General features: G+C 52.2%; 18 protein-coding genes. 10 read left to right on the top strand and 8 right to left on the bottom strand.

The annotated features are described in order from the left end of the window. Window positions 1-195: 195 nt before the first annotated feature. The 4 genes from PHQ97_13405 (at window position 196) to PHQ97_13390 (ending at window position 2,938) form a co-directional block, all read left to right on the top strand. Window positions 196-864, top strand: a complete 669-nt coding sequence (locus PHQ97_13405) for a methyltransferase (GenBank protein MDD4393734.1) — start codon at window positions 196-198, stop codon at window positions 862-864. 116 nt (window positions 865-980) lie between these two features. After that, complete coding sequence (locus tag PHQ97_13400; GenBank protein MDD4393733.1) at window positions 981-1,649, top strand: hypothetical protein; 669 nt, start codon at window positions 981-983, stop codon at window positions 1,647-1,649. 347 nt (window positions 1,650-1,996) lie between these two features. After that, window positions 1,997-2,671: a hypothetical protein gene (locus PHQ97_13395; GenBank protein ID MDD4393732.1), complete on the top strand. Its 675-nt coding sequence runs from the start codon at window positions 1,997-1,999 to the stop codon at window positions 2,669-2,671. 57 nt (window positions 2,672-2,728) lie between these two features. Then, complete coding sequence (locus PHQ97_13390; GenBank protein ID MDD4393731.1) at window positions 2,729-2,938, top strand: SlyX family protein; 210 nt, start codon at window positions 2,729-2,731, stop codon at window positions 2,936-2,938. Window positions 2,939-3,201: 263 nt separating this feature from the next. On the opposite strand, the gene PHQ97_13385 is transcribed toward PHQ97_13390, so the two are convergent. The 6 genes from PHQ97_13385 to PHQ97_13360 form a co-directional block, all read right to left on the bottom strand. Continuing rightward, complete coding sequence (locus PHQ97_13385; GenBank protein MDD4393730.1) at window positions 3,202-4,209, bottom strand: NAD-dependent epimerase/dehydratase family protein; 1,008 nt, start codon at window positions 4,207-4,209, stop codon at window positions 3,202-3,204. A 158-nt stretch (window positions 4,210-4,367) separates the two neighbouring features. After that, the gene (locus tag PHQ97_13380) at window positions 4,368-6,059 is read right to left on the bottom strand and encodes a fatty acid CoA ligase family protein (protein MDD4393729.1); all 1,692 of its coding nucleotides are present in this window, start codon (window positions 6,057-6,059) and stop codon (window positions 4,368-4,370) included. Window positions 6,060-6,068: 9 nt separating this feature from the next. After that, window positions 6,069-6,617 (bottom strand): hypothetical protein, encoded by a 549-nt coding sequence (locus tag PHQ97_13375; protein ID MDD4393728.1) that lies wholly within the window; start codon window positions 6,615-6,617, stop codon window positions 6,069-6,071. 224 nt (window positions 6,618-6,841) lie between these two features. Beyond that, window positions 6,842-7,771 (bottom strand): alpha/beta fold hydrolase, encoded by a 930-nt coding sequence (locus PHQ97_13370; protein MDD4393727.1) that lies wholly within the window; start codon window positions 7,769-7,771, stop codon window positions 6,842-6,844. A gap of 6 nt (window positions 7,772-7,777) precedes the next feature. Further along, entirely contained in the window at window positions 7,778-8,818 is a 1,041-nt protein-coding gene (locus PHQ97_13365) for a 3-oxoacyl-ACP synthase III (protein MDD4393726.1), read from the bottom strand. A 191-nt stretch (window positions 8,819-9,009) separates the two neighbouring features. Further along, on the bottom strand, window positions 9,010-16,077 hold the full coding sequence (locus tag PHQ97_13360) for a beta-ketoacyl synthase N-terminal-like domain-containing protein (protein ID MDD4393725.1): 7,068 nt from the start codon (window positions 16,075-16,077) through the stop codon (window positions 9,010-9,012). A 593-nt stretch (window positions 16,078-16,670) separates the two neighbouring features. Here PHQ97_13360 and PHQ97_13355 point away from each other — a divergent pair. The 3 genes from PHQ97_13355 to PHQ97_13345 are packed head-to-tail and all read left to right on the top strand — an operon-like array spanning window position 16,671 to window position 18,993. Continuing rightward, on the top strand, window positions 16,671-17,135 hold the full coding sequence (locus PHQ97_13355; protein MDD4393724.1) for an iron-sulfur cluster assembly scaffold protein: 465 nt from the start codon (window positions 16,671-16,673) through the stop codon (window positions 17,133-17,135). Window positions 17,136-17,147: 12 nt separating this feature from the next. After that, complete coding sequence (locus PHQ97_13350; protein ID MDD4393723.1) at window positions 17,148-17,591, top strand: iron-sulfur cluster assembly scaffold protein; 444 nt, start codon at window positions 17,148-17,150, stop codon at window positions 17,589-17,591. A gap of 7 nt (window positions 17,592-17,598) precedes the next feature. Next, entirely contained in the window at window positions 17,599-18,993 is a 1,395-nt protein-coding gene (locus PHQ97_13345; protein ID MDD4393722.1) for a DEAD/DEAH box helicase, read from the top strand. Between the two features lie 92 nt (window positions 18,994-19,085). On the opposite strand, the gene PHQ97_13340 is transcribed toward PHQ97_13345, so the two are convergent. Further along, window positions 19,086-19,370: a hypothetical protein gene (locus PHQ97_13340; GenBank protein ID MDD4393721.1), complete on the bottom strand. Its 285-nt coding sequence runs from the start codon at window positions 19,368-19,370 to the stop codon at window positions 19,086-19,088. Next, complete coding sequence (locus PHQ97_13335) at window positions 19,355-21,685, bottom strand: SUMF1/EgtB/PvdO family nonheme iron enzyme (protein MDD4393720.1); 2,331 nt, start codon at window positions 21,683-21,685, stop codon at window positions 19,355-19,357. The genes PHQ97_13340 and PHQ97_13335 overlap by 16 nt, the downstream gene beginning before the upstream one ends. 405 nt (window positions 21,686-22,090) lie before the next feature. Between PHQ97_13335 and PHQ97_13330 the strand changes: the two genes are divergently transcribed. The 3 genes from PHQ97_13330 to PHQ97_13320 all read left to right on the top strand — a co-directional run bounded on the left by PHQ97_13330 (window position 22,091) and on the right by PHQ97_13320 (window position 25,489). Beyond that, the gene (locus tag PHQ97_13330; protein ID MDD4393719.1) at window positions 22,091-22,867 is read left to right on the top strand and encodes a ParA family protein; all 777 of its coding nucleotides are present in this window, start codon (window positions 22,091-22,093) and stop codon (window positions 22,865-22,867) included. Between the two features lie 492 nt (window positions 22,868-23,359). Next, on the top strand, window positions 23,360-23,815 hold the full coding sequence (locus PHQ97_13325; protein ID MDD4393718.1) for a hypothetical protein: 456 nt from the start codon (window positions 23,360-23,362) through the stop codon (window positions 23,813-23,815). A gap of 135 nt (window positions 23,816-23,950) precedes the next feature. Next, window positions 23,951-25,489, top strand: a complete 1,539-nt coding sequence (locus tag PHQ97_13320; protein ID MDD4393717.1) for a type I DNA topoisomerase — start codon at window positions 23,951-23,953, stop codon at window positions 25,487-25,489. Window positions 25,490-25,622 lie beyond the last annotated feature (133 nt).

The following is a 25,622-nucleotide window of genomic DNA, read 5'->3' as shown; positions in this document are numbered from 1 at the left end:
GAACTTTCGTAACGCAGCCAGACAGGATGCATCGGCGTTTAAAATGTGAAATTATTTTTGAGTGAGCCCTAAGTGTCCCGTACCGGATAGCCGGATACAGATCCGGCAACAAAGGCCTTGACTATCCGGTCTGATATTCCGATTATACCCCGTACGAAGCGCATCGTGATTAACGAAATCTGGAGAAAAACGATCATGAAAATGTCCTCAAAAAGCAGGCTGACTGAAAAGCAGCTGTCGGTTTTTCCCGGTGGCAGCCTCTTTGAGAAAATCGCCCGGGCGGTATGCAACGCAGGCACCCTTCCCGTAAAAGAACTTTATGAAGCATGGGAAGTGGCGCGGCGGGTCCGAAGAAAGTATCGGGGAGGAAGAGTGGTGGATTTGGCATGCGGCCATGGCTTGCTGGCCCATATCATGCTCCTGCTCGATGACAGTTCGCCGGAAGCCGTTGCGGTAGATTCGTCTGTCCCGAAGAATGCGTTTCTGCTTTCCGAATCGATTACTGAAGCATGGCCGCGGCTGCGGGGACGTATTCATTATATCAAAGCCCGGATACAGGAGATTGAAATTTTTCCCGAAGATCTGGTGGTATCCGTCCATGCCTGTGGCGGGCTGACAGATACGGTGCTGGAAACGGCCTGTAATGCCGGCGCCAGAGTGGCAGTTGTGCCATGCTGTCATGATCTGGAGGTTTGTGACACCGGTGGTCTGGAAGGCTGGATCGACGGGCCGCTGGCCGTTGATGTGACAAGAGCGGCGAGACTCCGCGCACACGGATACACGGTCACGACCCGCCGGATACCTGGTGATATAACACCGAAAAACAGGCTGCTTATGGGGCACCGCGATCATGCGAGGCCCTGAAGCGGTATGATTGTCAATAATTTGATAAGCGTCTTTTGCTGCCTCTGCCGCGGTGGGGCTTGTTGCCTTGTAACTATTTGAAACTTTAGTTTAAAAATGGGAGTATAATAAATTTAATGGAGAATGGCAGTTTAGGTACGGGATCTGAGGAATTTGGAGCCGGGATTCCCGTTATACCGCAAAAGATCTTTGTCAACGGCGTGTATTCTTCAGTGGACAGGGCGGTTGCATGCGAACTGGATCGGCTGTGCAGGGAAGATCGCATCATTCCATCTTGTCAATTGGGCTGTTGTCACTGTTGCCGGTATCATATCCTTACGAATATTGTTGAGGCCCATGCCCTGGCGCAATATATCAAGCGGGAATTTTCAGCAGGACAGATCAACGACCTACGAATGCGAACGCAACAATGGCATGAATGGAACAATTATATGCAGGGCAGATACCCATCGGCCGACATCGAGGAGCAGACGGCTTTTTTAAACTACAGTCATTGCTGCCCTCTGCTGGTAAATGGGGCATGCAGCGTTTATCCCGTGAGACCGGTCGTGTGTCGGACACATTTTGTCAGCTCGCAGCCCCAATTCTGTTACGCAGCAAACGATCCTGAGTCTACCGAAGAGGCTCCGGTGGTGCTCATGTCCGTTGTGACGGCGGCAAGCCCTTTTTCAAAGGCAATAAAGGATCATATCGAAAACGCAGGCTTGGATTTTTCTCGGTCGACAATGCTTCTTCCGCAGGGGTTGGCGATTGAAATGGGTTGGCCTTTCGCCATATCTCTGTAATTTTTCGCAGGCTATCATTTTTGCAAAATCCTGCGATGCCCGTTTTACATCGATATCACTCCGGAATCTATTCGAATTTGATTCGGAAGGGGGTTAAAACCGTTGAAGCGCCTGTTTTCTATGGTATATTCACAATGTATTTGTGCTGCAGCTACGAAGCTGCGTATTTTACGTAAAACAGTATAGGGGGGATGCCGGATTCGTATAATCCTTGTTTGAACCTGCTCCCATATCGGCGTGAAAACCGAATCCCTTGAAAGGGATGAACAATAGAACATGATATGGTATAAACTGAAAAACAGAAACCTGCAGACAGCACTGTTCATCTGCCGATGGCGGAGAAGGCTGTGATTCCCTGGAAAGAGATTGATCGTGCAAAAGTTCCCGGCCATCAAGGAGATATCACGCTGCTGAAGCGGGGCGCGGAATTTTCTATCCGAACCGCAGGAACTGAGCTGATGAACAGCCGCCTTCACGGTTCAGAAGCTGCGATGGCTGAGCTTACATGCAGCCGCATGAAACAAAAATCCGGCCGGATGATTCTCATCGGAGGCCTTGGTATGGGCTACACCCTGGCGGCAGCACTTGAACAATCAGCGCCGGATACACGCATTATCGTATCCGAACTGATCCCGGCTGTGGTCAGATGGAACCGGGAGCACCTGGGGCATCTTGCAGGAATGCCGCTGGATGATCTCCGGGTATCGGTCGAAGAAGAAGATGTGGCGGAATCTATCCGGAAAAGAAACTCCGCCTGGGATGCCATACTGCTGGATGTAGACAACGGTCCAGACGGGCTTGCCCGAAAAGTGAATGACTGCCTCTACAGCAGATCCGGTCTGAAAACGTCCTTTTCCGCTCTTCGCCCCGGCGGGTTTCTGGCTGTCTGGTCTTCCGGAGCAGACGAGACATTCACACATCGACTGAATCAGTGCGGATTCCGGACGGAGACCGTAACCGTGCGAGCCCGCAAATCCGGAAAAGGCGGCAGGCATACAATCTGGCTTGCAGGAAAACCCTGATCGTATTCGTCAGTATATATCATTTTGAGCCCAGGAGGCTGGAGGGAAAATATAAAAATGAGTGAAGAGCGTCTGGTTAAAATTGAAACCAAAATCGCATATCAGGAAAAGATCATCAAAGACCTGAATGATGTGATTTGCGAACAGCAGCAGGAGATCGAAAGAATCGGCTCCATCTGTGATGCCCTGGTAAAGCGGGTTAAAGAAATTTCGGGGCTCACTATGGGGATCGATGCACCGGCAAATGAAAAGCCGCCTCACTATTGACTGCAGCACCTATCTTATAAAAGGAACATATGTCATTTAATCAACCTGGCCTTCGGGTCGAACTGCTTAATGGCCTGAAAGCAAAGGGCTACAACTGCCCCCACCGCCATTGAGACCAGAGCGGACCCCATTGCCCGCGCCCAGACCGGGACGGGGAAAACAGACGCATTTGCACTCCCTCTGGTTGGAATTCTGAGTCGCCGGGATGGTAAGGTATTCAAAAAACCGGTTTGGAAAGATTTATAAATTTATCAAGTCTGCGCTTATCTGCCATTTTTCAGCCATACCGCCAGCCGGTCGAGACCTTCCCGAGTCGATACTGCCGGCTCATAGGCCAGGTCCTTTTTTGCCGCGCTGATGTCAAACCAGTGGGAGGTGGCCAGTTCGTCGGCCACGAAACGGGTCATGAGGGGCTCGCCCGGAAGGTGAAATTTCCGGTAAACGGTTTCCATGATGGCGCCGATCATCCGTGCGGTCCGGTGAGACAGGGTGTGTTTGACCGGTGGAAGGCCCGCGGCCTTCAGGATGGCGTTGACCATATCCCACAGGCGAATCGGTTTTCCCTGGCTGATAAAGTAAAGGCTGCCGGAAAGTTCGGGGTGGGCCTCAAGGGCGTCTGCCGCCAGAATATGGGCATCTGCGGCATTGTCGATGTATATGGTATCCACAAGGTTTTGGCCGTTTCCGACTTGAACCAGCCGTCTGGCCCGCGCGATAATCCGGGGAACCAGATGGTTGTCCCCGGGGCCCCATATGAGGTGCGGGCGGAGGATGATCGTTTTTAAGCCGTCCACCTGCGCGTGCCGGATGATTTTTTCGGCCATGGCTTTGGTTTCCGGGTAATGGGTATGGTATGTATCCGGGTAGGGGGCGGTTTCATCGATGCCCGCCATGTCCTTTCCGTTAAAAACGACGCTGGGCGAGCTGGTGTAGATGAGGCAGGAGACGCCGTGTTTGACGCAGGCCGTTACGATGTTTTCAGTTCCGGTCACATTGGTGCGGAAATACGCTGACCATGGACCCCACACCCCGGCTTTGGCTGCCACATGAAATACTGTGTCCATGCCGCTGCAGGCCTGATCCACTGCTGAAAAATCGTCCAGATCGCCCTGAACCTGTTCCACCCCCAGCGCTTCCAGTTGCGAATACCGTCTACGGGAAAGGCTCCGGACAGGGCAGCCCCTTTGAACCAGCCGCTTGACAATGGCAGACCCTAAAAACCCCCCGCCTCCGGTTACCAGAACACGCGTTGGCTTTTGACTATTGCTCATATGCGTCAGTCATCCTGATTTTATGTAAACAAAATGAAACGAATCTGAGAGGACCGACCGCAGAAAACAGATTTATTTAACGCTATTCCGATGGACGGACACAGGGGGCCGTCCCTGCGCCTGTGCGCAAAACGTTTCCTTCACTCAGCCCGCAGACCTCAGTCTTCAGTCCTGATCTGTGTTCCCGCCCAGACGGCCAGCTTTTCTCTGAAAATTTTTGAATTGTGCCGGATATCGACCGGAAAATTTTTATGGTACAGAATGTGTTCAATATCATGGGTCTGAACGCTGGCTCTGGCCAGGATCAGCAGCTCCTCGGTCAGTTTTTTTCTATCGGCTCTGGCGTACTCTTTTTTGAGTTCGATGCAGATCACCGGTATCTGCTGGTGCCGATCAGGACCGATTCCCACCAGGGCGCTTCTGAGCACCTTTTCGTGTTGATTGAAAATGGCTTCGCACGGCACCGTATACAGGGTGCCGGTTTCCGTGATGACACGGTGGGTTTTGCGGCCGCAGAACCATATCCGGCCTTTATGATCCTGCCATCCCAGATCGCCCATCCGGTGCCGGAGTTCCGGGCCGTCCTGAATTTTGGCCAGGCTTTGAGCTTCCGGGCGTTCAAAATACCCGCGCGTGACCACATCCCCTTTGACCGTTATCTCACCGATTTCACCCGGAGATAATACCAGATCGTCGGACCAGGCGTTTATGGGCGCATCGATGATGGTGATCAGGCGTACGTCGATTCCCGGAGCCGGCCGGCCCACACAGGTACCGTACCCTTTTTCACTCAGGGACTGAGTCTCAGACAGAATTTCAGTTGCCCCGATGCAGGTCACCGGCATGGCTTCCGTAGCCCCGTAGGGCGTGAAAATTTCAGCTGTTTTGGACAACATGGATGAAAATTGCCGGATATTTGCCGGCAGCACCGGTGCTCCTGCCGAAACCACCCGTCGGATGGATGGCAGTTTGACGCTATGCGGGTTGCCGTAATGGCCCACGCGGTTGAGCAGGGCAGGCGAGGCAAACATGTTGGTCACTCCCTGATCAAAAATCGCTTCAATGATATGTTCCGGATTGACACAGGCCGGTTTGGTCGGGTCCATATCCGGTATGACCGCTGTCATCCCCAGGGCCGGATCGAACAGGGCGAACAGGGGAAATGTCGGCAGATCGATTTCATCATCGCCGATGTTGAACAGCTCCCGGATATGACGGATCTGGGCATCAAAGATGCCGTGTGTGTACAGGGTGCCCCGGGCCGGGCCGGTACTGCCTGTTGTAAACAGGATGGCGGCGGTTTCATCCTTCCGGGTATTGACCGGGACATAAGGCAATGGCTGGGACCGGCGAATGTGATCGAGTGTCAGACCTCCCCAGAACCAGCGGTGGCCAACGGTAATGAAGGTTTTGATCGTTTTGAAATAATTCGGGTAAATAATTCTGAGCACATGGGCGAGCGGTATGCCGATAAAGGCGTCGGGACGGCTTTCCTTAAGGCACTGGAGCATGCGTTTGTTTCCCATACCCGGATCTACGACGACCGGAATGGCACCGGTCTTGAACAGCGCAAAGGCTAACGCGAAAAATTCCGAACCGGGTCTTACCATCAGGATCGTCCGTGTCCCTCGGGTAATTCCGGCCTTGTTCAACCCGTGGGCGATGTTGTCGGATTCCCGGTCGAGTTGAAGAAATGTCAGGTGAGAATAGCTGACGCGTCCCTGATGGTCCCGTCCGGTCGGATATACGACAGCCCTCTGATAAGGCTTTTTCCGGGCCATTTCCTTCAGGTGCATGGACACGTTGATTCGGTCGGTATTGTTTTGTGTTTGTGTTTGTATTGTATTCATAATAAATAATTACAGAAACTTATCTTTTAATTGTTCAAGTAGGTTTTTATCTTTTTCGGCTTCCAGACGCCGGGTTAACTTGCCCGAAGAAGCCAGCGCCTTGTCCGCAGATTCGATCATCTGACGCTTTTCCTGCTCCATTTGAGAAGCCCCCCTGTCTCTGTTTACCATGTACGCAACATATAAGGTCTCAAGCTGTTTTTCAAAATCGGAGTCAAACCGGATCAGATCTTTACGGATGCCGGACCATGTCGATTTTTCAGTGGTGATGATATTTTTCTGCCGCGGAAATTCGGCACCCATTTTTTCCAGCCGGTTGATTTCCTGATCGATCAGGCTGATTTCCCGATCCAGACTGACCAGGCGTTGGTAGAGCCCCGGAAGCATATCAAATGTAAATCCGACGATTTCATCCTTCAGGGACACATTGGACAGCGGCACCCGTTTGAGGCTCGGATTCATCGCCTTCTGATATCCCCAGAAGGCGCCTCCGGCCAGGGCCAGCAAAATCAGGATGACCAGGATCAGTTTTAAAACCGATATGCCCTTGTTGTTCATGGCTGATCGATTCCATTTGGAAAAGGTGCCCCAGCGTTGCACACACAAAAAAAATGATTTTCATAAATTTTGTTGACTTCGACCTTCGGGAAATTCAGATACTGCACAATTGGTTTTCCATCTTTTTGTAATTATCAGTTTGTGATATTTTCCACCATCTTGTTTATGCAACGCTGGGGTTGTATGAGAACCGGCTGCAGACTGGATCGGACCGGCCGTGATGTTCAGATCGGGTGGAGAGCCAGAAAATTTCTGACCGCTGAGCTGACCCTTTCAGGCGCATCTTCCAGTACATAATGTCCGGCATCCGGAAAACTGCATACCTCGGCATCCGGGAAAAAGCGCTTCCACTGCGCCAGATAATCCATGTCAAACACGAAATCCTTTTCTCCCCAGCAGATCAGCTTCGGGATGCGGGCCAGCCGATCCAGATGGCCGCTGACATGACGGACAAGATCGTAACCCGGGTCATGTTCTGTCAGAGGAATATCCTGAACGAATTTCAACGTGGCTATTCGATTCTTCCAGCAGTTGTACGGAGCAACAAGGCCGGATTTGACCGCTCTTGGAAGCCGTCGGGTTGTGGCCATGAACAGGGCGCTTAAGGCAAACAGGTTTAAGCCGAGAACTGCCACTGTGGCGGGCAGGGGAAGATTTCGAAGCATCCGCAGTCTCATGGGAATGGGCTTGTCTCCGGGGGGGAAAAAGGCCGCGGTGTTCAGTATCACCATCCGGCTGATCCGTTCCGGATACTTTACGGCAAAGGCCGTACCAATCATTCCGCCCCAGTCATGGACAATCAATGTGATGCGGCGGTTGACCCCAAGATGATCCAGCAGCGTTTCGAGATCATGGATCCGGCTGCTCAGGCGGTAATCATAACCGCTGGTATCGGGTTTGTCCGACAGCCCGCATCCGATATGATCCGGCACAATGCAGCGGCAGTCTGGCGACAGGTCGCTGATGAGCCTTCTGAAATAAAATGACCAGGTCGGGTTGCCGTGTACCATTACCACCGGGTCACCGCTGCCTTCATCCAGGTAATGGCAGTTGAGCCCGTTGATCTTCATGTATCTGGATTTAAACGGATACAGATGACAAAATCCGGAGGTATCGACGGGCCTGATTTTTAATCTGTTTTTAAATAACGTCACCGCAGTTTACCACCTTAAACCCAGCATGAGGCAGTTGAGTCCACTGCCGATTCCAAGAAATCCCACCAGATCGCCGGGCAGAAGAAATTCGCGTTCATCGGCAATAGCCGCTGTAATGGGAAGTGAAACCGTACCGATATTGCCCAGATAAGAAAATGTGGTAAAATCCTTTTCCGTACCGATGCCGAGAGAATCCAGTATGGTTTTCTGATGCGTGGCCCCGACCTGATGGCATATGATCTTGTCCGGTTTGTCATCGGACAGGGCCAGGTGTTTTTTAAAGGCGTTGAATGTGTCAATGCCGAGGGCCACGCCGTTTTGCAGTACGCCGATCGAATCGGTACGCATGACATGCTCTATGGTTGTCGGCATGCCGGTATTAGGTCCCCACAGACACAGCCGGTGAAATCGGGAGGCATTCCTGGCGGTGCCGCCCAGCAGCTGATGACCGTCCTCGGACAGCCTTTTGTCGCACATCACCACAGCTACGGCCCCGGAGCCACCGGTCAGGGTGGCCACGGTCTGCTTGAAGGTGTCCATATCCGGATTGGACAGGAGCCGGTTGATGGTCGTGTCCATGATTTCGCGGGAAGATTCGCAGGAGACCACCATCCCGGCCCGGATCTGGCCCAGCTCAATGGCGTTGGCCACCTGGACCATTCCGTTGAGAACCCCCAGACAGGCATTGGTCACATCATAGATCTGAGCATTCGGACCCAGTTTCAGGGCGTCTGCCACGGCACATGCCGTCGCTGGTTCGAGATTGTCTCTGCAGACCCCGCCATAAATGATCATTCCGATCTGTTCAGGAGCCACCCGGCTGTTTTCCAGCGCCTTCTGACCGGCCTTGATGGCGCCTTCATACATCCGGCAACCCGGATCCCAGAAACGGCGCTCATAGATGCCGGTTAACGCCTCCAGTTGACCTTTTTTTAAGTGCAGAGCGTTATACAGCGGCTCCAGCCGCTTCTCGAGATCATCGGAAGTCACCACATTTGAAGGAAGTTCGTAACCAAATGAATCAACGTATACTTTAGAATACCGCATATCAGCTATTTAGATCAGTTATTGGTTATTATTGACGGCCTTGTAAAAAGTCATATTCAGCCCTTTCACCATGTTCCGGATTCCCGCCCCGCGGGAATGACGGATGCGGGTACTTTTTACGCGATCATCATTATTTACTTTTTGTTTCTTTTTCCTGCCTCAAACGAAGTGCTCCTCAAGCGATAGCGCTCCTAAGTCCGCCCGGCAGGGCGTTTGTTCTTTTCCCCCGGCACCAGCCGTAATCCGAACTGTTCCAGTTTATATATGCAAAGTCCGTCAACTTTCAAGAGTCCATTTGCCAGGATGGTCGGAACCGGTTCATTTTCGATGTGGGTGATGACTGCCTCAACGTCGATGCGCTGGTTGTCCGGGATGATCTGCCCCCGGTATTTCCAGGTGTGAGACACCGATGGCATGTGTTCGAACCGGTGCGTTTCAGACAGATGGCCCCATCGGTCCACAGCCGCAAATTTGATCAGCTGCAGAAACGATTCAATACCCAGAGAACCGGGGCAAACCGGGTCCTGAAAAAAATGGGCCCTGAAAAACCACTCGTCCGGGTCAACGACCTTTGACCCTTTAATATACCCCAGTCCTGATGGCCCGCCGTCCGGTATAAACGCGTCAATTCGATCGAGCATGAGAAGTGCTTTTGACGGCAGGGCCAGAGAAGGTGCCGGGCTGCTTTCGGGATCATCCGGGAACTGGGGACGATCTTTTTTGATGCTGAACGGCCGGTTTTGTTTCATCTCTGCCGCAGAGGGCTGGTATGTGCCTGAATCCGTATCGAGTATGCCCACCTGCTGATGCAATGATTCAACGGTAAAAAAGCCGAACGAGGTGTCAGCCTCGTAAAAAAGATGGCCGTGCGCCAGAATCTGCATCTCATATTTCTGGATAATCATGTCCGCGGCAGAGGATACCTGCGTCATGCGGCATCGCAGCGTCAGCCGTCCGGTATCCGGAAAAATGTCGTGGTGCAGCACGCCGGTTCCGTCCAGGTTCCTGAATTTGAGATCCTTTTGGCTGGTCAGGGCAGAGCCCGCGTAGGCGGCAAGCCATCCGCAGGTTTGAAGCGCGCACTCCATGAGGACGCAAAACGGCATGGTACCGGATCGATCTGCCTTGAAATACCAGGCATCTTCGGGCACATCGTATTCGGCTTCGACCCAGCCATCCGGTTTCATCGACCACGGCGATGGTTCGATATGCGTGATCCGGTCTATGAACGAATACGGTGGGGCCGGAAGCCTGGCGATAAACCGCTGCGAATCAAACGCCTGATACAGCTCTCCGAATGCCTCGGAGGGGTTTCCCGTGGCAAAGGCCAGAATGTGCCGGCGGTCAAACAGGGGAGCGGTGACTTCCGGAGAACGGGCATGGCTGCGGCCCCTGCTTTTCCAGAACAATTCAATGTCCTGCCGGGAGGCACCCGTCATTTTAAGAGACATGCCTTTGAACAGGACGATGTGATCCCCGTCCGCATACATGTTGGCATCGGCGATGGCATAGGGCTCCGGCCCGTAGCCGATTTCTTTGAGATCCACTTCATAGATGACATGACGGGTTTTCGGGGTCACCGGACCCCGGCATTTGAGGACGCTTTCATTGCCGGTCATCGGCTCGTAACAGACGCCCGGGGTTTCGCTGATCCAGCCGATCCGTTGCAGGAAAATCCGAAGGGTATGACAGCAGCATTCATACATGAGCGTGCCGGGCATGACCTTGTCATCGACAAAATGGCAGGTCAGGAACCAGTCGTCCGGATGGATATCGGCCTGCGCCCGAATCTGGCCGATGCCGTATCTGCCGCCCGCAGGATCGATGCTCAGCACCCGGTCGACCAGGTGCATGCGCCCGCCGGGAAGTTTGATCGATTCGGGCAGCCGGATGCCGTCAAAATCAGGGCCGAAGCATGCGGCCGGGTTTCCCTCGCGAAGGGCCTCAATCGCCCGGTCATCGTAACTTTCGGCCGCAACGGGAACCAGCTGGGTCCAGTCGCCGGGTTTTTTCCCGTCAAGCGGGCAGGTATCTTCCGCGGTGAGGATAATTCCGCCGGAGTTTTGCACCTCTTCTTCCGTAAAAAAACCGGCGCAGCCGTCGGTCATCGTGATCAGGGGTTCATTGCCGATACGGCCTTCATAATTGAAAAAGAACATATAGGTATCGCCCTGGCGGATGAATTTTGAAATGCTGATTTCGTAACGGATGGTATCACCCGGTTTTGGAAGTCCCCGGTGAAACCGGACGCGGGCATCCAGCAGGCGGTAGGTTCGTTTTCCCTTCACCACCCGATCAATTCCCAGGTATGAGCAGAGAAACAGGTCTGCCTGGCCGGCCTCCACGGATATGCACACGGGGGCATGCCCGCCATCCAGGTACCAGGCCCCGGGCAGTACGTCGTGTTCGGTAACAAGCTTTCCGGATGCCAGGGAACCTTTTTCCCCGTCCACGCTCATGATTCTGTCCACCAGCATCAGGGGTTCGTCCGGCAGGCGCACCCTGGCATTGTAGGTGTCAACCACCGCAAACTCAGGTCCGAGAACCGCTGCCAGCGATCCTGTGGCAAATTCCATGCACATCTCCCGGGAGAAGGCAGGCGGCGGGGCAGCAGCCTTATCGGCCGGATCTGTCTGATCTGTCTGATCTGTCTGATCTGTCAGGCCGGCCGGCAGCAGGTCCGATGAAACCAGCTGCGCCAACAGCCGATTCTGGAGTATGCAGGCTTTACCGTAAGCGGTCTTCATCCGGTTTGACAACTCAAGGAATTCCTGATGGGCCTCAGCTGTTTTCCGCATGTTCCGGTTGAATGATTCCAGCATCGGGGACATCGGCTCATGGACTTCGGCGACGGATTCCTGTCGGGCCTTGGGGGAGGATTTCGGCTTTTCAGGTAATTGCTGGCGTTTTGGGTTCTGTTTTTTGGCAGCCCGCGGCGGCAGTGGCATGGACGGCGGCCGGCCGCCAATGGTCAAGGCAATGACATGCTTGGATTGAGCTGCCTCTTTTGGCGATAGGGCATCATAGGTCCTGGACGGAAAAAGACGATCCAGGTCAACCGGTACCCGTTCAGCAACCAGCGCTCCGAGACATTTGAGAATTGTTACATAGTCATCCTCCCCCCGAACGCAGGCAGAGACCGCCAGATGGGGACGTTTCCCTATGATTTGTCTGATCATCCGGGTGCAGGAGGCTCTGGGGCCCAGTTCCAGAAAAATGCGGTTACCGTCCGCATAGGCCTGGTCGATGGTCCGGGTGAAATCAAAGCCGTAAAGGGCCTGGTTCAAAATGGACTGCGCGGCAGCCTCGCTGGTCAGGTCATAGGAGGTTGCCTGTGCGCAGCTGTAGAACCGGATGCCGTCAACGGCGGTGGTGGGAAAGACATGAAGTGCTTTGTACGCCTCTTTTGCCGGCAGCGCCGCATCACAGTGAACCGTGACCACTCCGTCCAGAAAAAAGGCATCACAGCCAAGCGCTTTGATAACCGAACGGATCGGCCCGTTCATGCCGCCGATCACGCATTCATCCGGAGTATTGATAATCAGCAGCCGGGTAAGGGGGTGACGCCCGATTACAGATTTTACTTCGTCGGCCGGGCGGTTGACAACGGCTACACACCAGTTGAAGGGTTCTCCGGCCGGGATATTCCATGCCTTTCGGGCGGCGTGGCAGGGTCCGGCCAGTTCGGTAGTGAACAGATCCGTCTCCAGCATCCGTTCGAGCATCCGGCCTCGATCCGGCCATGCGCCGAGGGCGAAGAGCCCTGCGGATTCACCGAGGCTGTATCCGATACAGGATGAAGGGCGAATGCCAAACTGGCTGATCACATGGGTCATGACCCCGCCGTGAACCTCCTGTCCGAAAATCATGTGGTGCGGGTCGGAGAGGATACGCGCTTCAGCCTCTTTTTCCCAGCCGGGCATCCATGAGCTCCGCCAGGGCATATAACAGGCGGGAATCATCTGTGTCTTGAGATGCAGGGTTTCGGTATCCATTTTTCGCAGTACTTCCGGCCACCGGGTTCCGATTTCGCGTCCCATTCCTACATAATGGTTGCCTGAACCCGGAAAAACAAAGGAAATGCCGCCCTCTGCCCCCAGCGGTTCGGGGGAATAGCAGATGCCTCCGGGGCCTCCGTTTATTTGCCTGCGGCTGTCGGATACGATGGCCTTTCCGGCATCTTCCATCCAGAATTTGATCCGGGACATATCACCGGCTACCAGAGAGAGGGCCAGCGGTTTTTTCGGATCATGACCGTTCTGGTGATACCAGTCGAATGCAGTCTGTTCCATGCGCCGGTCTGGCCCATGATGGCTCTGAATAAACCGGTTCAGCGATTCAAGGCCGTCAAGCAGCTGGTTTTTGCTGTCGGCTTCCACGACAAAGAGCCCTGTATCCTTCATTCCCAGCGGCTGAATCCGTTCGGTTTCGACCTTTTCCGAAACGGGGCGGTTTGGATTGCCGTCATATCCCTCCAGCACCACATGCATGCAGTTGCCGTCAATGGTCATGGCGCTGACGCACGCTTTCCTGGGGCCGTCCGCGCGGTTCCGGAACCAGTACTGCGGGTGAACCGGAATATGAAACGCGCCTTTCTGCCACACGTCCTGTTTCGGGTTTGAAAAACCGGGCAGGGGAGGGATGATTTCCTGATACAGGCACACGCTGGTTTTTACAATCGATGCCAGCGCCGAGGCCGCACCGGCGCTGCCGATGACAGGTTCGGCCGATCCGATGCCGCAGGGTTCTTTCCGGTGTCCGAACACCTCGAAAAGGGCCCGGGCTTCGGCGGCATCTTCTTCGGGAACGCCGCTTCCATGGGTTTCCATGAAGCTGACCGCGTCAGGAGATACGCCGGATGCCTCAAATGCGCTGTTCATTGATCGGACATAGGCCTCACCGGTAACAGAGCCTCTGTTCGTTTCGATGCCAAAAGCGCTGCCGATGCCTTTGATCACCGAATAGATCCGATCCCCGTCTGCTATGGCCTGATCCAGTCGTTTTAAAACCAGGGCCACGGCGCCTTCGCCCGGCAGTCTTCCGTCAGCAGATTGATCAAAGGGGCGTACCCGGTTGGTTTCGGAAAAGGGGCGGATCTGGTTTTCCATGATGAGCTGCCTGACATCACCGCCCGTATCCACGGCGCCGATGAGCATGGCGTCGGCCTCATGGTTCTGGAGAAATCTGACCCCGATTTCAAGGGCTTTGAGGCCGGAAGCCTCCTCGGCAGATACCACGAAGCTGGGCCCCCCGAACCGGAATTCCCTGGCAATGCGGCTGGCGATGATTCCGCCCAGCGCTCCTAAGGTACGGGTTGCGGTCAGCGGCCCACCGCACTGGTCTTTTAACTGATCCAGCCATTGGAGGGTGGCATCATCATCCGGGTCCAGGCCCAGGCGCCCGGCCCAGAGCCGGACCTGGTTGTGAAGGTTCCATCGCAGGTGAAAATTGGTAGCCTCCATGTCAAAGCTCATGCCCACAATGGTGCCCATTTGAGGGCGGATATCCCTGAGCGGCTGGCCTGCATCTTTCATTGCGCCGGCAGCCACTTTCAGCATCAGCAGGTGCTGGGGAAGAATATCCGGAATTTCTCTGGGCGGGATATGAAATTCGCCGGCATACAGTGATAAATCGTTTAAAAATGCGCCGTGAAGGTTTTGGGTGTTTAGATATTCAGCGGCTGTGGCCTCAGCTCCTTTCCACCGGTGTGAAGGCCTTTTACCGATAGCGCTTTCGCCGTTTAAAACCGCTTCCTGAAATTTTTTTAAAGAGGTGATAGCACCGAATGCCGAATTCATCCCGATGATAGCGATTTCCGGAGGGGTCGGTGAGGTTTCAGCGCGTGCCGTGTCTGTTTCGACGGTTTCTGAATACCGGACTGAGGCGGTGGAGCGGTTCTCGATATTATCCGGGTTCCACTGTTCGATCAGCAGATGAGCGTTAATGCCTCCGAAGCCGAATGCGCTGACAGCGGCCCGGCGCGGGATGTCCGATGCCCGCTGTTTCCAGTGTTCGGCGGATGTCTGAACTCTGAACGGTCCGTCTGCCAGCGGGCTGTTTGCCGGCGCTTTTGTAAAATTGAGGGACGGGGGAAGGGTTTCATGTTTAAGTGCCAGCAGGGTCTTGATCATGCCGGCGGCGCCGGCACCGGTCAGCATATGGCCGATCATGGATTTGACCGAGCCGATCGCGCACTGGTGCGGGGTCCATCCGGCATCCCCCCAGACCGCTCCCATGCTTTGCAGTTCGGCCCGGTCTCCCGTGGGTGTGCCGGTTCCGTGACATTCAATCAGATCCACATCCTGAGGCTTCCATCCGCAATTCCGGTAGGCATTTTCCATGGCGCGGATCTGTCCGTCTGTATCCGGCGCGAGCAGATTGCCCCGGATGTCGTTGGAAAGCCCGATGCTCCGGATAATTCCGTAAATCGAATCGCCGTCACGAAGCGCGTCATCAAGCCGTTTGAGCATCATGATACCGGCCCCTTCTCCCACCACCAGACCGTCTGCGCTTTCATCAAACGGGGCGCATCGCCCGGAAGGGGACAGGGCCTGAAGCTGGCTGAATCCGACCTGGGTATACAGGCAGTCGGGTCTGGAAACCCCTCCGGCAAGCACTGCATCGGCCCGGTAGGACTGGAGCTGGTCACAGGCCAGTTTCACGGCGTACAGGGAAGATGCGCAGGCCGCATCCAGCGTAAAGCTGCCGCCGCCAAGTCCAAGGGCTTCGGACAGGAGCGCGGCCGGCAGGCTGGTGACACGGCTGGACAGATAGTCAGCAACAGTCAGTGGCCGGTCAGGGGCAAGGGGCGTGTCCGGAAACAGACGCTGCTCAAATGAACGGCCCAGTATGCGCCGTGTGATGGCGGATGACGAATCGGTTGGAAGCGCAATGGCCGCCAGGATGACGCCGATGCGCTCCTTGTTGAGCGGGTGGGTGATGCAGTTTGAAAATGCATCCCGGCCGGTATGGAGAAGAATCTGATAAAGGGGGTCCAAAGATGACAGCAGCGCTGAATCAAGACGGAAGCCTTCAGGGTCAAACGCAAAGTCACGGATCAGGCAGGCCCTTGTCGAGTAAGCCTTATCCGGTTTCAGTTCTGGATCATACATGACATCCGGTTTTGCAATCCACCGGTCTTCGGGAACCTCACAAACCGAACTCACCTTGTTGACGATATGCTCCCAGAATATATCAAGATCTGACGCACCGGGGAAAACGCCGGCCATTGAGACCACTGCAATAGGTTGTTTTTTCATGAGATATATTAAACGTTTTGTTTGGGTTGACGATTCGATGGGAACACCTTCCTGAATCCCCACATCGGGGACGATGCGGCCTGTTCCATGTTGAAGCTGCCAGCTGGCTGTTGATTATTTCATGACTTAGGGCTCGTTCAGAAATAAGTTCGCAATTTTCAGTGTTGAAGCGCCTGTCTGGCAAGGCAAAAAAGTGCAGGAATATCAAGTATATTCCGAGCTTTCGTAACGCAGCCAGGCAGGATGCATCGGCGCTTAAAATGGGAAGCTATTTCTGAGTGAGCCCTTAGCTACTAAAAATACTTAAAACATTCCTTATATCTGACTCATGGATAGAAGGCAAGAGGGAATCGGAGGTCGGAGGCCAGGGGGCAGCCATCGTGGGGGCAAACCCCCGTGGCTGTCCTTCTTTGGCGCCCGGCACGTCAGTTATGCTCAGCGGTCGGATAACCAATACTGCTTATATTCTTTTTCCTTGACTTGAGGTCTGATAAAAATTAAGCATATCCGGTTGGACGCTGAGTGATCTTTAGGCCGGCCAGTTTTGTGACAATTTTATTCCGTTTTTCAACCGGAGCGGAACAGGATGGCGCATGGAATACGATATGGTGATCGATTTCAAGGGAACCGGCAGATTCAGGGAGCGCCTGTCACAGCTCGGCTATTCGGATATAGCCATATCATACTGCATGGACAGGCCGAATCTGGGAACCATCTCCGATGCAGATATTATTGCCGATAATACGGGTTCCTGTGATGATACCATGACGCTTTATTTAAAAATGGATCAGGACCTCATATCCGATGCCAAGGTGGATATCACTGGATGCGCCGGTACTATTTCCTCGGCAATGGCTCTGGTTGACCTGGTTCGGGGAAAAACCATCGATCAGGCCGATGCCATTGAACCCTCGGATTTTATGGAACGGCTCGAACCGTTTCCTGAAGAAAAAACAAAATGTATCTACAAGGCCATAAAGACCTTGAAAAAAGCGGTTAAAATATACCGGGAAAAATCAGAAGACAGCGGTCAGCGGTCAGAGGACTTACGACTATAAAAGGGGGCTGGCATGGAATACGATTTGGTGATTGATTTCAAGGGGACGGGCAGGTTCCGGGAGCGATTGTTGCGGCAGGGGTATTCAGATCGGGCAATTGATTATTATCTGAACAAACCCTACATGGGAACCCTTGCGGATGCAGATCTGTCAACCGAGTTGACCGGCGACTGCGGGGATACCATGAAGATCACCATGAAGATGGATCAGGGGAAAATTGCCGATGTCCGTTTTGAAGTCGATGGCTGTCCCGGCTCCGTGTCTTCTGCCATGGCCCTGGTCGATATCATTAAAGGTAAAACCCTTGATGAAGCCTATCTCGTCAAAGACAGCGAGGTTTTTTTTCGGCTGGAAGCCATTCCGGATGAAAAGGTGCATTGCATCCAGCTGGCAGTGAAAAGCCTGCAAAATGTAATTGATCAGTATCGGCAGAACGCCGAACATTCCGGTAGCTGACAGGATCATGCCTTCTTCAGCACCGTTGCATATCATACTTACCCGGCATATAAAAATTCAGGGAATTGATCCGGAATTTAAAGATGACCTGATCGAAAAATTTACCTTGCCCAATCCCAAATGGCTGGAAAACGAACGCATGGGCCGTTGGAACCGCGGGGTTCCCAAGGAATTGAAATATTACAGCAAATCCGGAAAGGACGGGCTGGTTATTCCCCGGGGCTATGCCCGCCAGCTGATCTGTCTGTGCCGGAAAAATAATCTGGATTATGACATCATCGATCAACGCCGAAATCTTGAACCCGTTGATGTTACATTTTCCGGCCGGCTCAAACCCCTCCAGAAAGAGGCGGCCGGGGTGATGCTGTCCAAAGAGTTTGGAACGCTGAGTGCGCCGACCGGCTCCGGCAAGACGGTCATTGCCCTTTACATGATCGCTCAGCGAAAGCAACCCGCCCTGATTGTGGTTCATACCAAAGATCTTGCGTTTCAATGGATGGACCGGATTGAAACGTTTCTACAGATTCCCAAAAAGGAAATCGGTTTTATCGGTGCCGGAAAGCGATCTGTCGGAAAAAAAATAACGGTTGCGATGGTCCAGTCCCTGTACAAATGTGTGGAAGAGGTCGCCCCCCATATCGGCCATGTCGTGGTGGATGAATGCCACAGAACGCCCAGCCGCACCTTTACCGAAGCGGTTTCCGGATTTGACAGCCGGTACATGCTGGGATTGAGCGCAACGCCCTGGCGGCGGGACAAACTTTCAAAACTGATTTTCTGGCATTTGGGAGATCAGCACTATGAGATGAGCAAAACAGACCTGATTGAGCGGGGTGATGTGCTTTCGGCTGAAGTCATTATCCGCGAAACGGATTTCAGGCCCTATTATGATCCCGTGAACGAATACAGTAAAATGCTGCTGGAACTGACTGCAAACGATGAACGAAACCGCCTGATCGCCGATGATGTGGCGCAGGAAGTGGCTTCCCGCAGCGGTACCTGCCTGGTGCTTTCCGACAGAAAGCTCCAATGCGAGACCCTGTCTGCCTTGCTGCGGTACAAACACCATATTGAGACAGCGGTGCTTACCGGAGATGTCGGCACTGCGGACAGACGATCGATCACCGAACGGTTGAACCGGGGAGAGATCAAGGTGCTGGTCGCCACCGGTCAGCTGATCGGGGAAGGCTTTGATTCAAAAAACCTTTCAACCCTGTTTCTGGCAACCCCCGTCCGCTTCAGCGGCCGACTCCTCCAGTACCTGGGAAGAATTCTCAGGCCCGCTCCCGGCAAGGATAAAGCCCGCGTATTTGACTATGTGGATGTAAACGTAGAAGTCCTGAAAGCCGCCGCAAACGCCAGACAGCGGGTATACGACACGGATATTTCGTGTGAGTCCTGAGTTGTCAAAAAACAGTCGTGAGTTGAGAGTCGAGAGTCGTGAGTCCATCCGCAATAAGATTTCCATGCCTAATCCCTATTCACCCGGGCCAATCAGTCCTCAGCCCCCAGCACTGCCCTCTGCCCTCTGCCCTCTGCCTTCTGCCTTCTGCCTTCTGCCCTCTGCCTTCTGCCTTCTGCCCTCTGCCTTCTGCCCTCTGCCTTCTGCCTTCTGACCTCTGCCTTCTGCCCTCTGCCCTCTGCCTTCTGCCCTCTGCCTTCTGACCTCTGCCTTCTGCCCTCTGCCTTCTGCCTTCTGCCTTCTGCCTTCTGACCTCTGCCCTCTGCCCTCTGCCCTCTGCCTTCTGACCTCTGTCCTTTTCCTATTCCACCATGCATCGGAATCCCAGAATGTTGGATGTGAAATTTTTTTCAAATTTGAATCGTGATGCCAGCGTAATTTTGTTGTCTGAAATCCAGCTGCCGCCTTTTGTGATATAATATTTTACGTTATGTTTCAGGGCATAGGGTGGATCGCATTCATCGGTTGTCCATTCCAGGACGTTTCCCAGGGTGTCACAGATGCCGTATTTGTTCGCTCCACTGCTATAGGCATCGACCGGGGTTGTGCCTGACACTGCGGCATCTTCCATATTACATGATTCTTGTTTCCATGCGGTTCCCCATGGATACGGATTTTCCGATTTTGTCCGGGCTGCCGCTTCCCATTCAACTTCGGTCGGCAGGCGTTTTCCTACCCAGGCAGCAAATGCCAGGGCATCATTAAGGCTCACCTGAACCACCGGATGATTTCTTTTTTTATGTAAATTACTTCCCGGGCCTGCCGGCTGGTACCAGAATGCTCCCTGAACGACTTTTCGGTTATAGGTCGAGTTCCAGACAGAGCGCACAAGGCCGGTTTTTTTATCCTGAATTTTCTGGAACCGGCCTTCATATACGATTCCGAATCCGGATTCTTCGGCGGTGGTTTTATATCCGGTGCGTTCGATAAATACTTCAAACAGGGCATTGGTGACGGGAAATTTACTGAAATAGTATTCGGGCAGCGTTATGCTCCGCTGCGGCGGGTCATTTTGTTTCGGCAATCGGTTTCTCACGACAAAGTTACCGGATGGAATCAGCAGGTATTGATTGTAATATCGTTCCATCGCACCCAGATAACCGTCAAATGCTTCGGAAAGAAGCGCTCGCTTTTCCGTCAGCTGTTCGGCATCGTCAAGATTATCTGAAGGAAGACCGAGTTCGGCCGGCAAGGGTTCATTGAGTTCGTTGGGTTCATACAGGTCTTCTTTATCGATTTCATCTTCCGGGATTTCTTCGAAGTCGTCGGGGATCATGTCGGCGTCATCCATGCCTTCCGGCCACTGATCACCGGAATCAGCTGATAGGGCCGAATCGGTTTGCGGGGAAGCGGACAGATGCGTATCTTCTTCTGCAACTTCCTCCAGGATATCGACGATTTCAACCCGATCATCTGCCGCTACACCCGGTTTTGTTCCGTCGGGGGCATCTTCGGTACCGTCAGTTTCCGTGAATGAGGAGTCAATATCAGCGCCGGTTTCTTCGGGATCCGCTATTTTGGAATTGTCGGCCTGAATATTGTCCGGATCACCATCCGATTCCCCTTCATCAGGTGTTTCGTCCGCAACCGTTTCCAGTGCTTCTGTTTTCAGGTCATCGGAAAGGTCCTCGATGTCAGCATCTTCGAAATCTTCCTGCTCAGCATCTTCGAAAATATCGTCTTCCCCGATGTCTTCTTCCGGGAGTTCCTCCAGCGTATCTGAATCCATTGCTTCAGCGTCATCATCTGATATCATGTCAGCGGCATCAGCGTCCTGATCCCATCGGGTCCCGGCCCCCGGGTCCGAAAAACCGGCAGGGATCATCTGACTGTCGGTGCCCGCGGTTTGGTCGGAAGTGATTTCGAGCAGTTCGGTCATAACCTGCGCATCCGGCGCCGTTCCGGTATCCTCTGGGCCCTGCCCGGAACCGTCGGTCTTTTCCTCAAAACCGGTATTTTTGATGACCCGATTTGGCTCTGGCGGATTGCGTTCGTCGTCGGATTCAACGTCGGCATTTTGGGGGTCGCCATATAAAGAATCAGACAAGGGAACCGGTGTTGTTCGGCCGGAAAGTGCATCATCCTGTCTGCCGGACCCGCTAATTCCGATTTTTTTGGCAAGCCGTTCAAGAATTTTCCTCAGGCTCTGGATTTCATCGGTGGTATCATCGGGGGGTGCCGGTTTTATTGAAGTCATAAACTCATTGACAGCATTGAGGACATCGGCAATTTTCCCCAATGAGATAGCTTTAGGATCAATCGAGCGGGTAATGGTGTCCAGGAGATCGTCTCTGGCTTTATCAGACTTGACGAATGTATTGTCCGGTCCGATGATGAATCCGTCCGGATTTTTCCCCTGATCATACAGCGACATCAGATCGGTATTGATCGAGGATTTGGTGCTGTTGAAATTTTTTCGCTTCATTTTTATCCGGCCCGGATGGGGTCCGGTATCCCATATGAGCGGGATCAGCCGGTCAGTTTCGATGCTTTGGATGGTTTTGAGGTCCTGATCCGAACAGAAACGCTGCCGGATGGCATTCAGCAGCCTGTGCTTTGCGGATCTCGTATCGCGGTATTTTAATTCTGAAATGGTATCGTCAATATTTCCGATTGATATAGAACGATTCAATGATATCTCCCTGGTGTCCACCCCTGGAAATGTCGATTTTTCATGATGTCTGCGTTCGCCCTGCGGAATGCGAAGCCGATTCCTGCCGGGGTCAGGCTCGGATTTTAATCCTCAAAATACGCCATATAGCGCGGTTAAAATTTTCATCTTACTTGAGACTGAAAAAAATATCCTGTTTCAGGATAAACACCGATACTGTATCCGGCGGGTGCTATTGTCGGTGCCGATGCTTTCTGTACTACGTTATATGCATGCACTATTGAAATCTTAAAAAATGTCTGATACTGAATTGCATTAATTAGCGTAATTTATTCATTTTCTCAACCTATTATGAAGGTATTGGCGGGATAACACAGTTGAATTTATTCGTGGGCCCGTTTCACTATCTGGGGCGATATTGATTATATGGGGCATATCATTTGTGTAGCCAGCCAAAAAGGCGGTACCGGAAAAACCACTACAGCCATTAATCTTGCGGCTTCTCTGGCTATTTATGAAAAAAAGACGCTTCTGATTGATTGTGATCCCCAGGGCAGCGCCACGACAGGTATGGGAATTGATAAGAAAAAATTAAGGTACAGCCTGATTCATGGATTAACCGGGGAGGCGCGCCCCGATCAGATTATACAGGCGCACAGAGAGCTCGAAAGACTTCATATCATTCCCTCTCAGTTTAATCTGCACCGGGCGGCAACCCGTGTTCATACCGTCGCATCAGGGCCTGATTCCAGGCAGAGAACGTTGAAACAATTGATTGACGATGTGGCGGACAGATATGACTATGTGATCATGGATTCACCCCCTTCGCTTGGCTTTTTAACCCTTTCGGCCCTGATTGCCTGCCGGTGGCTGCTGGTCCCTGTTCAATTCCAGGTCTATGCGCTTGAAGGATTGGGGCAATTGCTTCGAATAGTACAACAGATACGGAAAGACAAAAATCCGGATTTGAAAATCAGCGGCATCGTATACACGATGCAGGATGAAGGTGAAGATAATCCATCGGACAAAGGGTTTGGTATCCATAATTTTTCTACCATAATCCCGCAGGACAGGATAATCAGAGATGCATCAACCATGGGTAAGCCGGCCGCCTTATGCGATATTCAATCCATCGGGGCCAGGGCATATCTGAAGCTGGCTTTGGAGATTATGGACGTTTTGGGGCCTTGCAAGAAGATATAGACACTTATTTTGATCGAGCCCGAAAAAAAAGACTGAGTGATGAGTGCTAAGGACTGAGGGGCGGGAGCTTTGCGCCCTTGTTTGAGGATGTTATAAGATAAAAGATTCCTGCTTTTTATTTTTTGCCTCAAACGAAGTGCTCCTTAAGCAATAGCGCTCCTCAGTCCGCTCGCAGGGCGCTAATTTAACAGTATAGGAATTTTTATTTGTTGAGGTTAAAAAGAGATAGTCTTTCGTCCGCAGATTACGTTGAAAATATTATCCACAGATTAAAGGAAAAGAAAAAATATCGTCCACAGACTACACAGATTAAAGGAAAAGGGAGAAATATTTTCCGCGGATTACGCAGATTTTTGCAGATTAAAACAAAAACAAGATAGGTTGGTGTTTGAATTTAAAAATAATCTGTGAAATCTGCGTAACCTGTGGGGATAAATATTTTAATATTGAATTTATAGTTCATTGGTTTGAATCCTCAAAGGAGCAATTCAAGTGAAAATCACAGACTCTCAGGTAATCAGGAATGGCGAACGTGAGCTTATCGACAACATAACGGCTGATCTGGATTGGGAGACCATCGAAAAGATATTTAAAGAACGACATCATATCGCCATTCAGGATGATGTTGAATACAAGCAGGGGGACATCGTTATTTATGAAAATCAGGTGGCCTATAAGCTTGATTTTGAGGTTAAGGTGACCCTTTCCGTTTTGCTGGACAGAACCGGAAATTATATTGCATTCAATACGTCTGCAGATACACCCGAGGCAGAACAAAAAGCCGATGCGGTATCCCCGGACGATGGTATCGATGCGGAAGCAGACTTCGTGCCGGATGAGCAAAGCGATACGGCTCCGTGTATAGATCCGGATATGGGCGCAAGAGAGAACATGTCCCAGATGGCTTCCCAGCTGGCGGATATGATCACTGAAATCAATAAGGACTGAGGACCGTCCTGATACCTGCTGTTGCCGAGGCATTTTTCAAAGCAGCGGTCCGAAAAGGGCAGGATGATTTCAGAGATGAGTTTGGCATTATCAGATAAACTGCATTGATATTTTCAGATGGAAAAATCAAAAACGATGAATACGTTTCTTATTTCGGAAATCAACAAAACGTTTGACCGGCTTATGGCCAAACATTTGTATCGCAGCCGTCAAATCTGTACGGACCATAAATTTCTGCCGATAAATATCCCTGTCCTGGCCGTTCTTTTTCTTATCGTCGACCGTGAAGATAAAATAAAGCCTTTTGCGGAATCTGCGCTCAAAAGATTCGACAACGAGTCTCTGAATAAGGAGCTTTCTGAGATTGGTATTGAACCCGAAGGCGTTTCAGACGAAATGATACGGCAGTTGAATGAACTGAATTATCTATCCACAAATGATGAAGGCCGGTATGTTGCTCTGGAACCAGCCTTTCAAATTGTTCAGACGATCGATTCCCACTTTTCACAGATGCCGGGGATGAGCCTGATTGCTTATTTTATTCAGAGCATCGAAGAAGTCATATCCGGAAGAAAAGAACTCGATTATGCCATCCGACAGGTTGATCAGAGCCTGATATCGAGGATAGTGCCCACTTCATCCAAATCCGGGGGGGGCGGGAATAAAGTCGACAAAATGTCCGAACGTAAAAAGGCGGATCTGCTTAAACTGGTTCGGCAAAGAGCTGCTGAAACCGATCAGGAGTCTTCTGAACCTAATATATTTACCTGGCAAGGCTTCAGCGGTGATATAAAAATTACCGAAATTTTTCCGACAACCCGGAAACCTCCCGAACAGAGTCAGATTGAAACCGTTGATTCTGAGGATCAGACCGTGCCAGTTGAGCGTCCGGATAACAGGCTGCCTCCGGATCATGAGCAGATGGCGGCTGACGGGGACGCATTGCATGAGGATCCTCATGACACCGGACTTGTATCAATGCCATCCGTCGATATTCCGGAAGAGATCGTCGAACAGAAGCAAATTCCCGAACCATCCGTATCAAAAGCAGCATCGTCCGACCGAATCGAAACAAGCAGCGAGCCCGAAAAAATTGAATCCGCCGAATATCCGACCCAGCCGCCCGGAATACTCGACAAACCCGATGAACCCGACAAACCCGACAAACTCGACAAACTCGACAAACCCGATAAACCCGATAAACCCGATAAACCCGATAAACTCGACAAATCCGACAAACTCGACAAACCCGATGATATAGATTTTGATGAAGACCGTATCGAAGAGCAGATCAGGGCGTTTGAGACTCAACTGGCATTGGAGTGTCCGATTTGCAAAACCGGTAAAATCATTTCCCATACAACCGAAAAGGGCAAAACATATTACGCCTGCACCCATCCGGACTGCAAATTTATCAGCTGGGGCAAACCCTATCATTTTCCATGCCCGCTGTGCAGGAATCCGTTTCTGATCGAGTATGCGGATTCATCCGGAAAAGTCGGACTGAAATGCCCCAGGGCCACATGCTCATATCGGCAGAATACGTTGGATGCCCCTGAAAATATTCTGAAATTTTCATCAGCCGTATCCTCTGGCGCAGACCAGTCGGTACCGGAAAGTAAAAATGGAATAAAACGGGTCGTCAGGAGAAGAGTGGTTCGCAGGAAGCGATAGCGCAAGCTAACCCAAGTTCGCCAAAATTGATGGCGTAGAGGATGAAATTTGGCCAAATTGAGCCATATGAGTCATCTAACTATCTGATATTTTTAGATCAGAATTTTTTGAAAGTCAATGTAGTGACCCACAA

Source organism: Desulfobacterales bacterium, from assembly GCA_028704555.1.
Taxonomy (GTDB): Bacteria; Desulfobacterota; Desulfobacteria; order Desulfobacterales; family JAQWFD01; genus JAQWFD01.
The sequence above is the reverse complement of the archived record's forward strand: the minus strand, read 5'-3'. Positions and strand labels throughout refer to the sequence as shown.

Excerpts from the sequence above, each read along its gene's own strand:
- PHQ97_13330 (MDD4393719.1), top strand. The coding sequence starts at position 22,091 with ATGGGGCATATCATTTGTGTAGCCAGCCAAAAAGGCGGTACCGGAAAA.
- PHQ97_13385 (MDD4393730.1), bottom strand. The coding sequence starts at position 4,209 with ATGAGCAATAGTCAAAAGCCAACGCGTGTTCTGGTAACCGGAGGCGGG.
- PHQ97_13360 (MDD4393725.1), bottom strand. The coding sequence starts at position 16,077 with ATGAAAAAACAACCTATTGCAGTGGTCTCAATGGCCGGCGTTTTCCCC.
- PHQ97_13340 (MDD4393721.1), bottom strand. The coding sequence starts at position 19,370 with ATGCATGGTGGAATAGGAAAAGGACAGAGGTCAGAAGGCAGAGGGCAG.
- PHQ97_13375 (MDD4393728.1), bottom strand. The coding sequence starts at position 6,617 with ATGAACAACAAGGGCATATCGGTTTTAAAACTGATCCTGGTCATCCTG.
- PHQ97_13400 (MDD4393733.1), top strand. The coding sequence starts at position 981 with ATGGAGAATGGCAGTTTAGGTACGGGATCTGAGGAATTTGGAGCCGGG.
- PHQ97_13390 (MDD4393731.1), top strand. The coding sequence starts at position 2,729 with ATGAGTGAAGAGCGTCTGGTTAAAATTGAAACCAAAATCGCATATCAG.
- PHQ97_13350 (MDD4393723.1), top strand. The coding sequence starts at position 17,148 with ATGGAATACGATTTGGTGATTGATTTCAAGGGGACGGGCAGGTTCCGG.
- PHQ97_13380 (MDD4393729.1), bottom strand. The coding sequence starts at position 6,059 with ATGAATACAATACAAACACAAACACAAAACAATACCGACCGAATCAAC.
- PHQ97_13355 (MDD4393724.1), top strand. The coding sequence starts at position 16,671 with ATGGAATACGATATGGTGATCGATTTCAAGGGAACCGGCAGATTCAGG.
- PHQ97_13405 (MDD4393734.1), top strand. The coding sequence starts at position 196 with ATGAAAATGTCCTCAAAAAGCAGGCTGACTGAAAAGCAGCTGTCGGTT.
- PHQ97_13345 (MDD4393722.1), top strand. The coding sequence starts at position 17,599 with ATGCCTTCTTCAGCACCGTTGCATATCATACTTACCCGGCATATAAAA.
- PHQ97_13320 (MDD4393717.1), top strand. The coding sequence starts at position 23,951 with ATGAATACGTTTCTTATTTCGGAAATCAACAAAACGTTTGACCGGCTT.
- PHQ97_13365 (MDD4393726.1), bottom strand. The coding sequence starts at position 8,818 with ATGCGGTATTCTAAAGTATACGTTGATTCATTTGGTTACGAACTTCCT.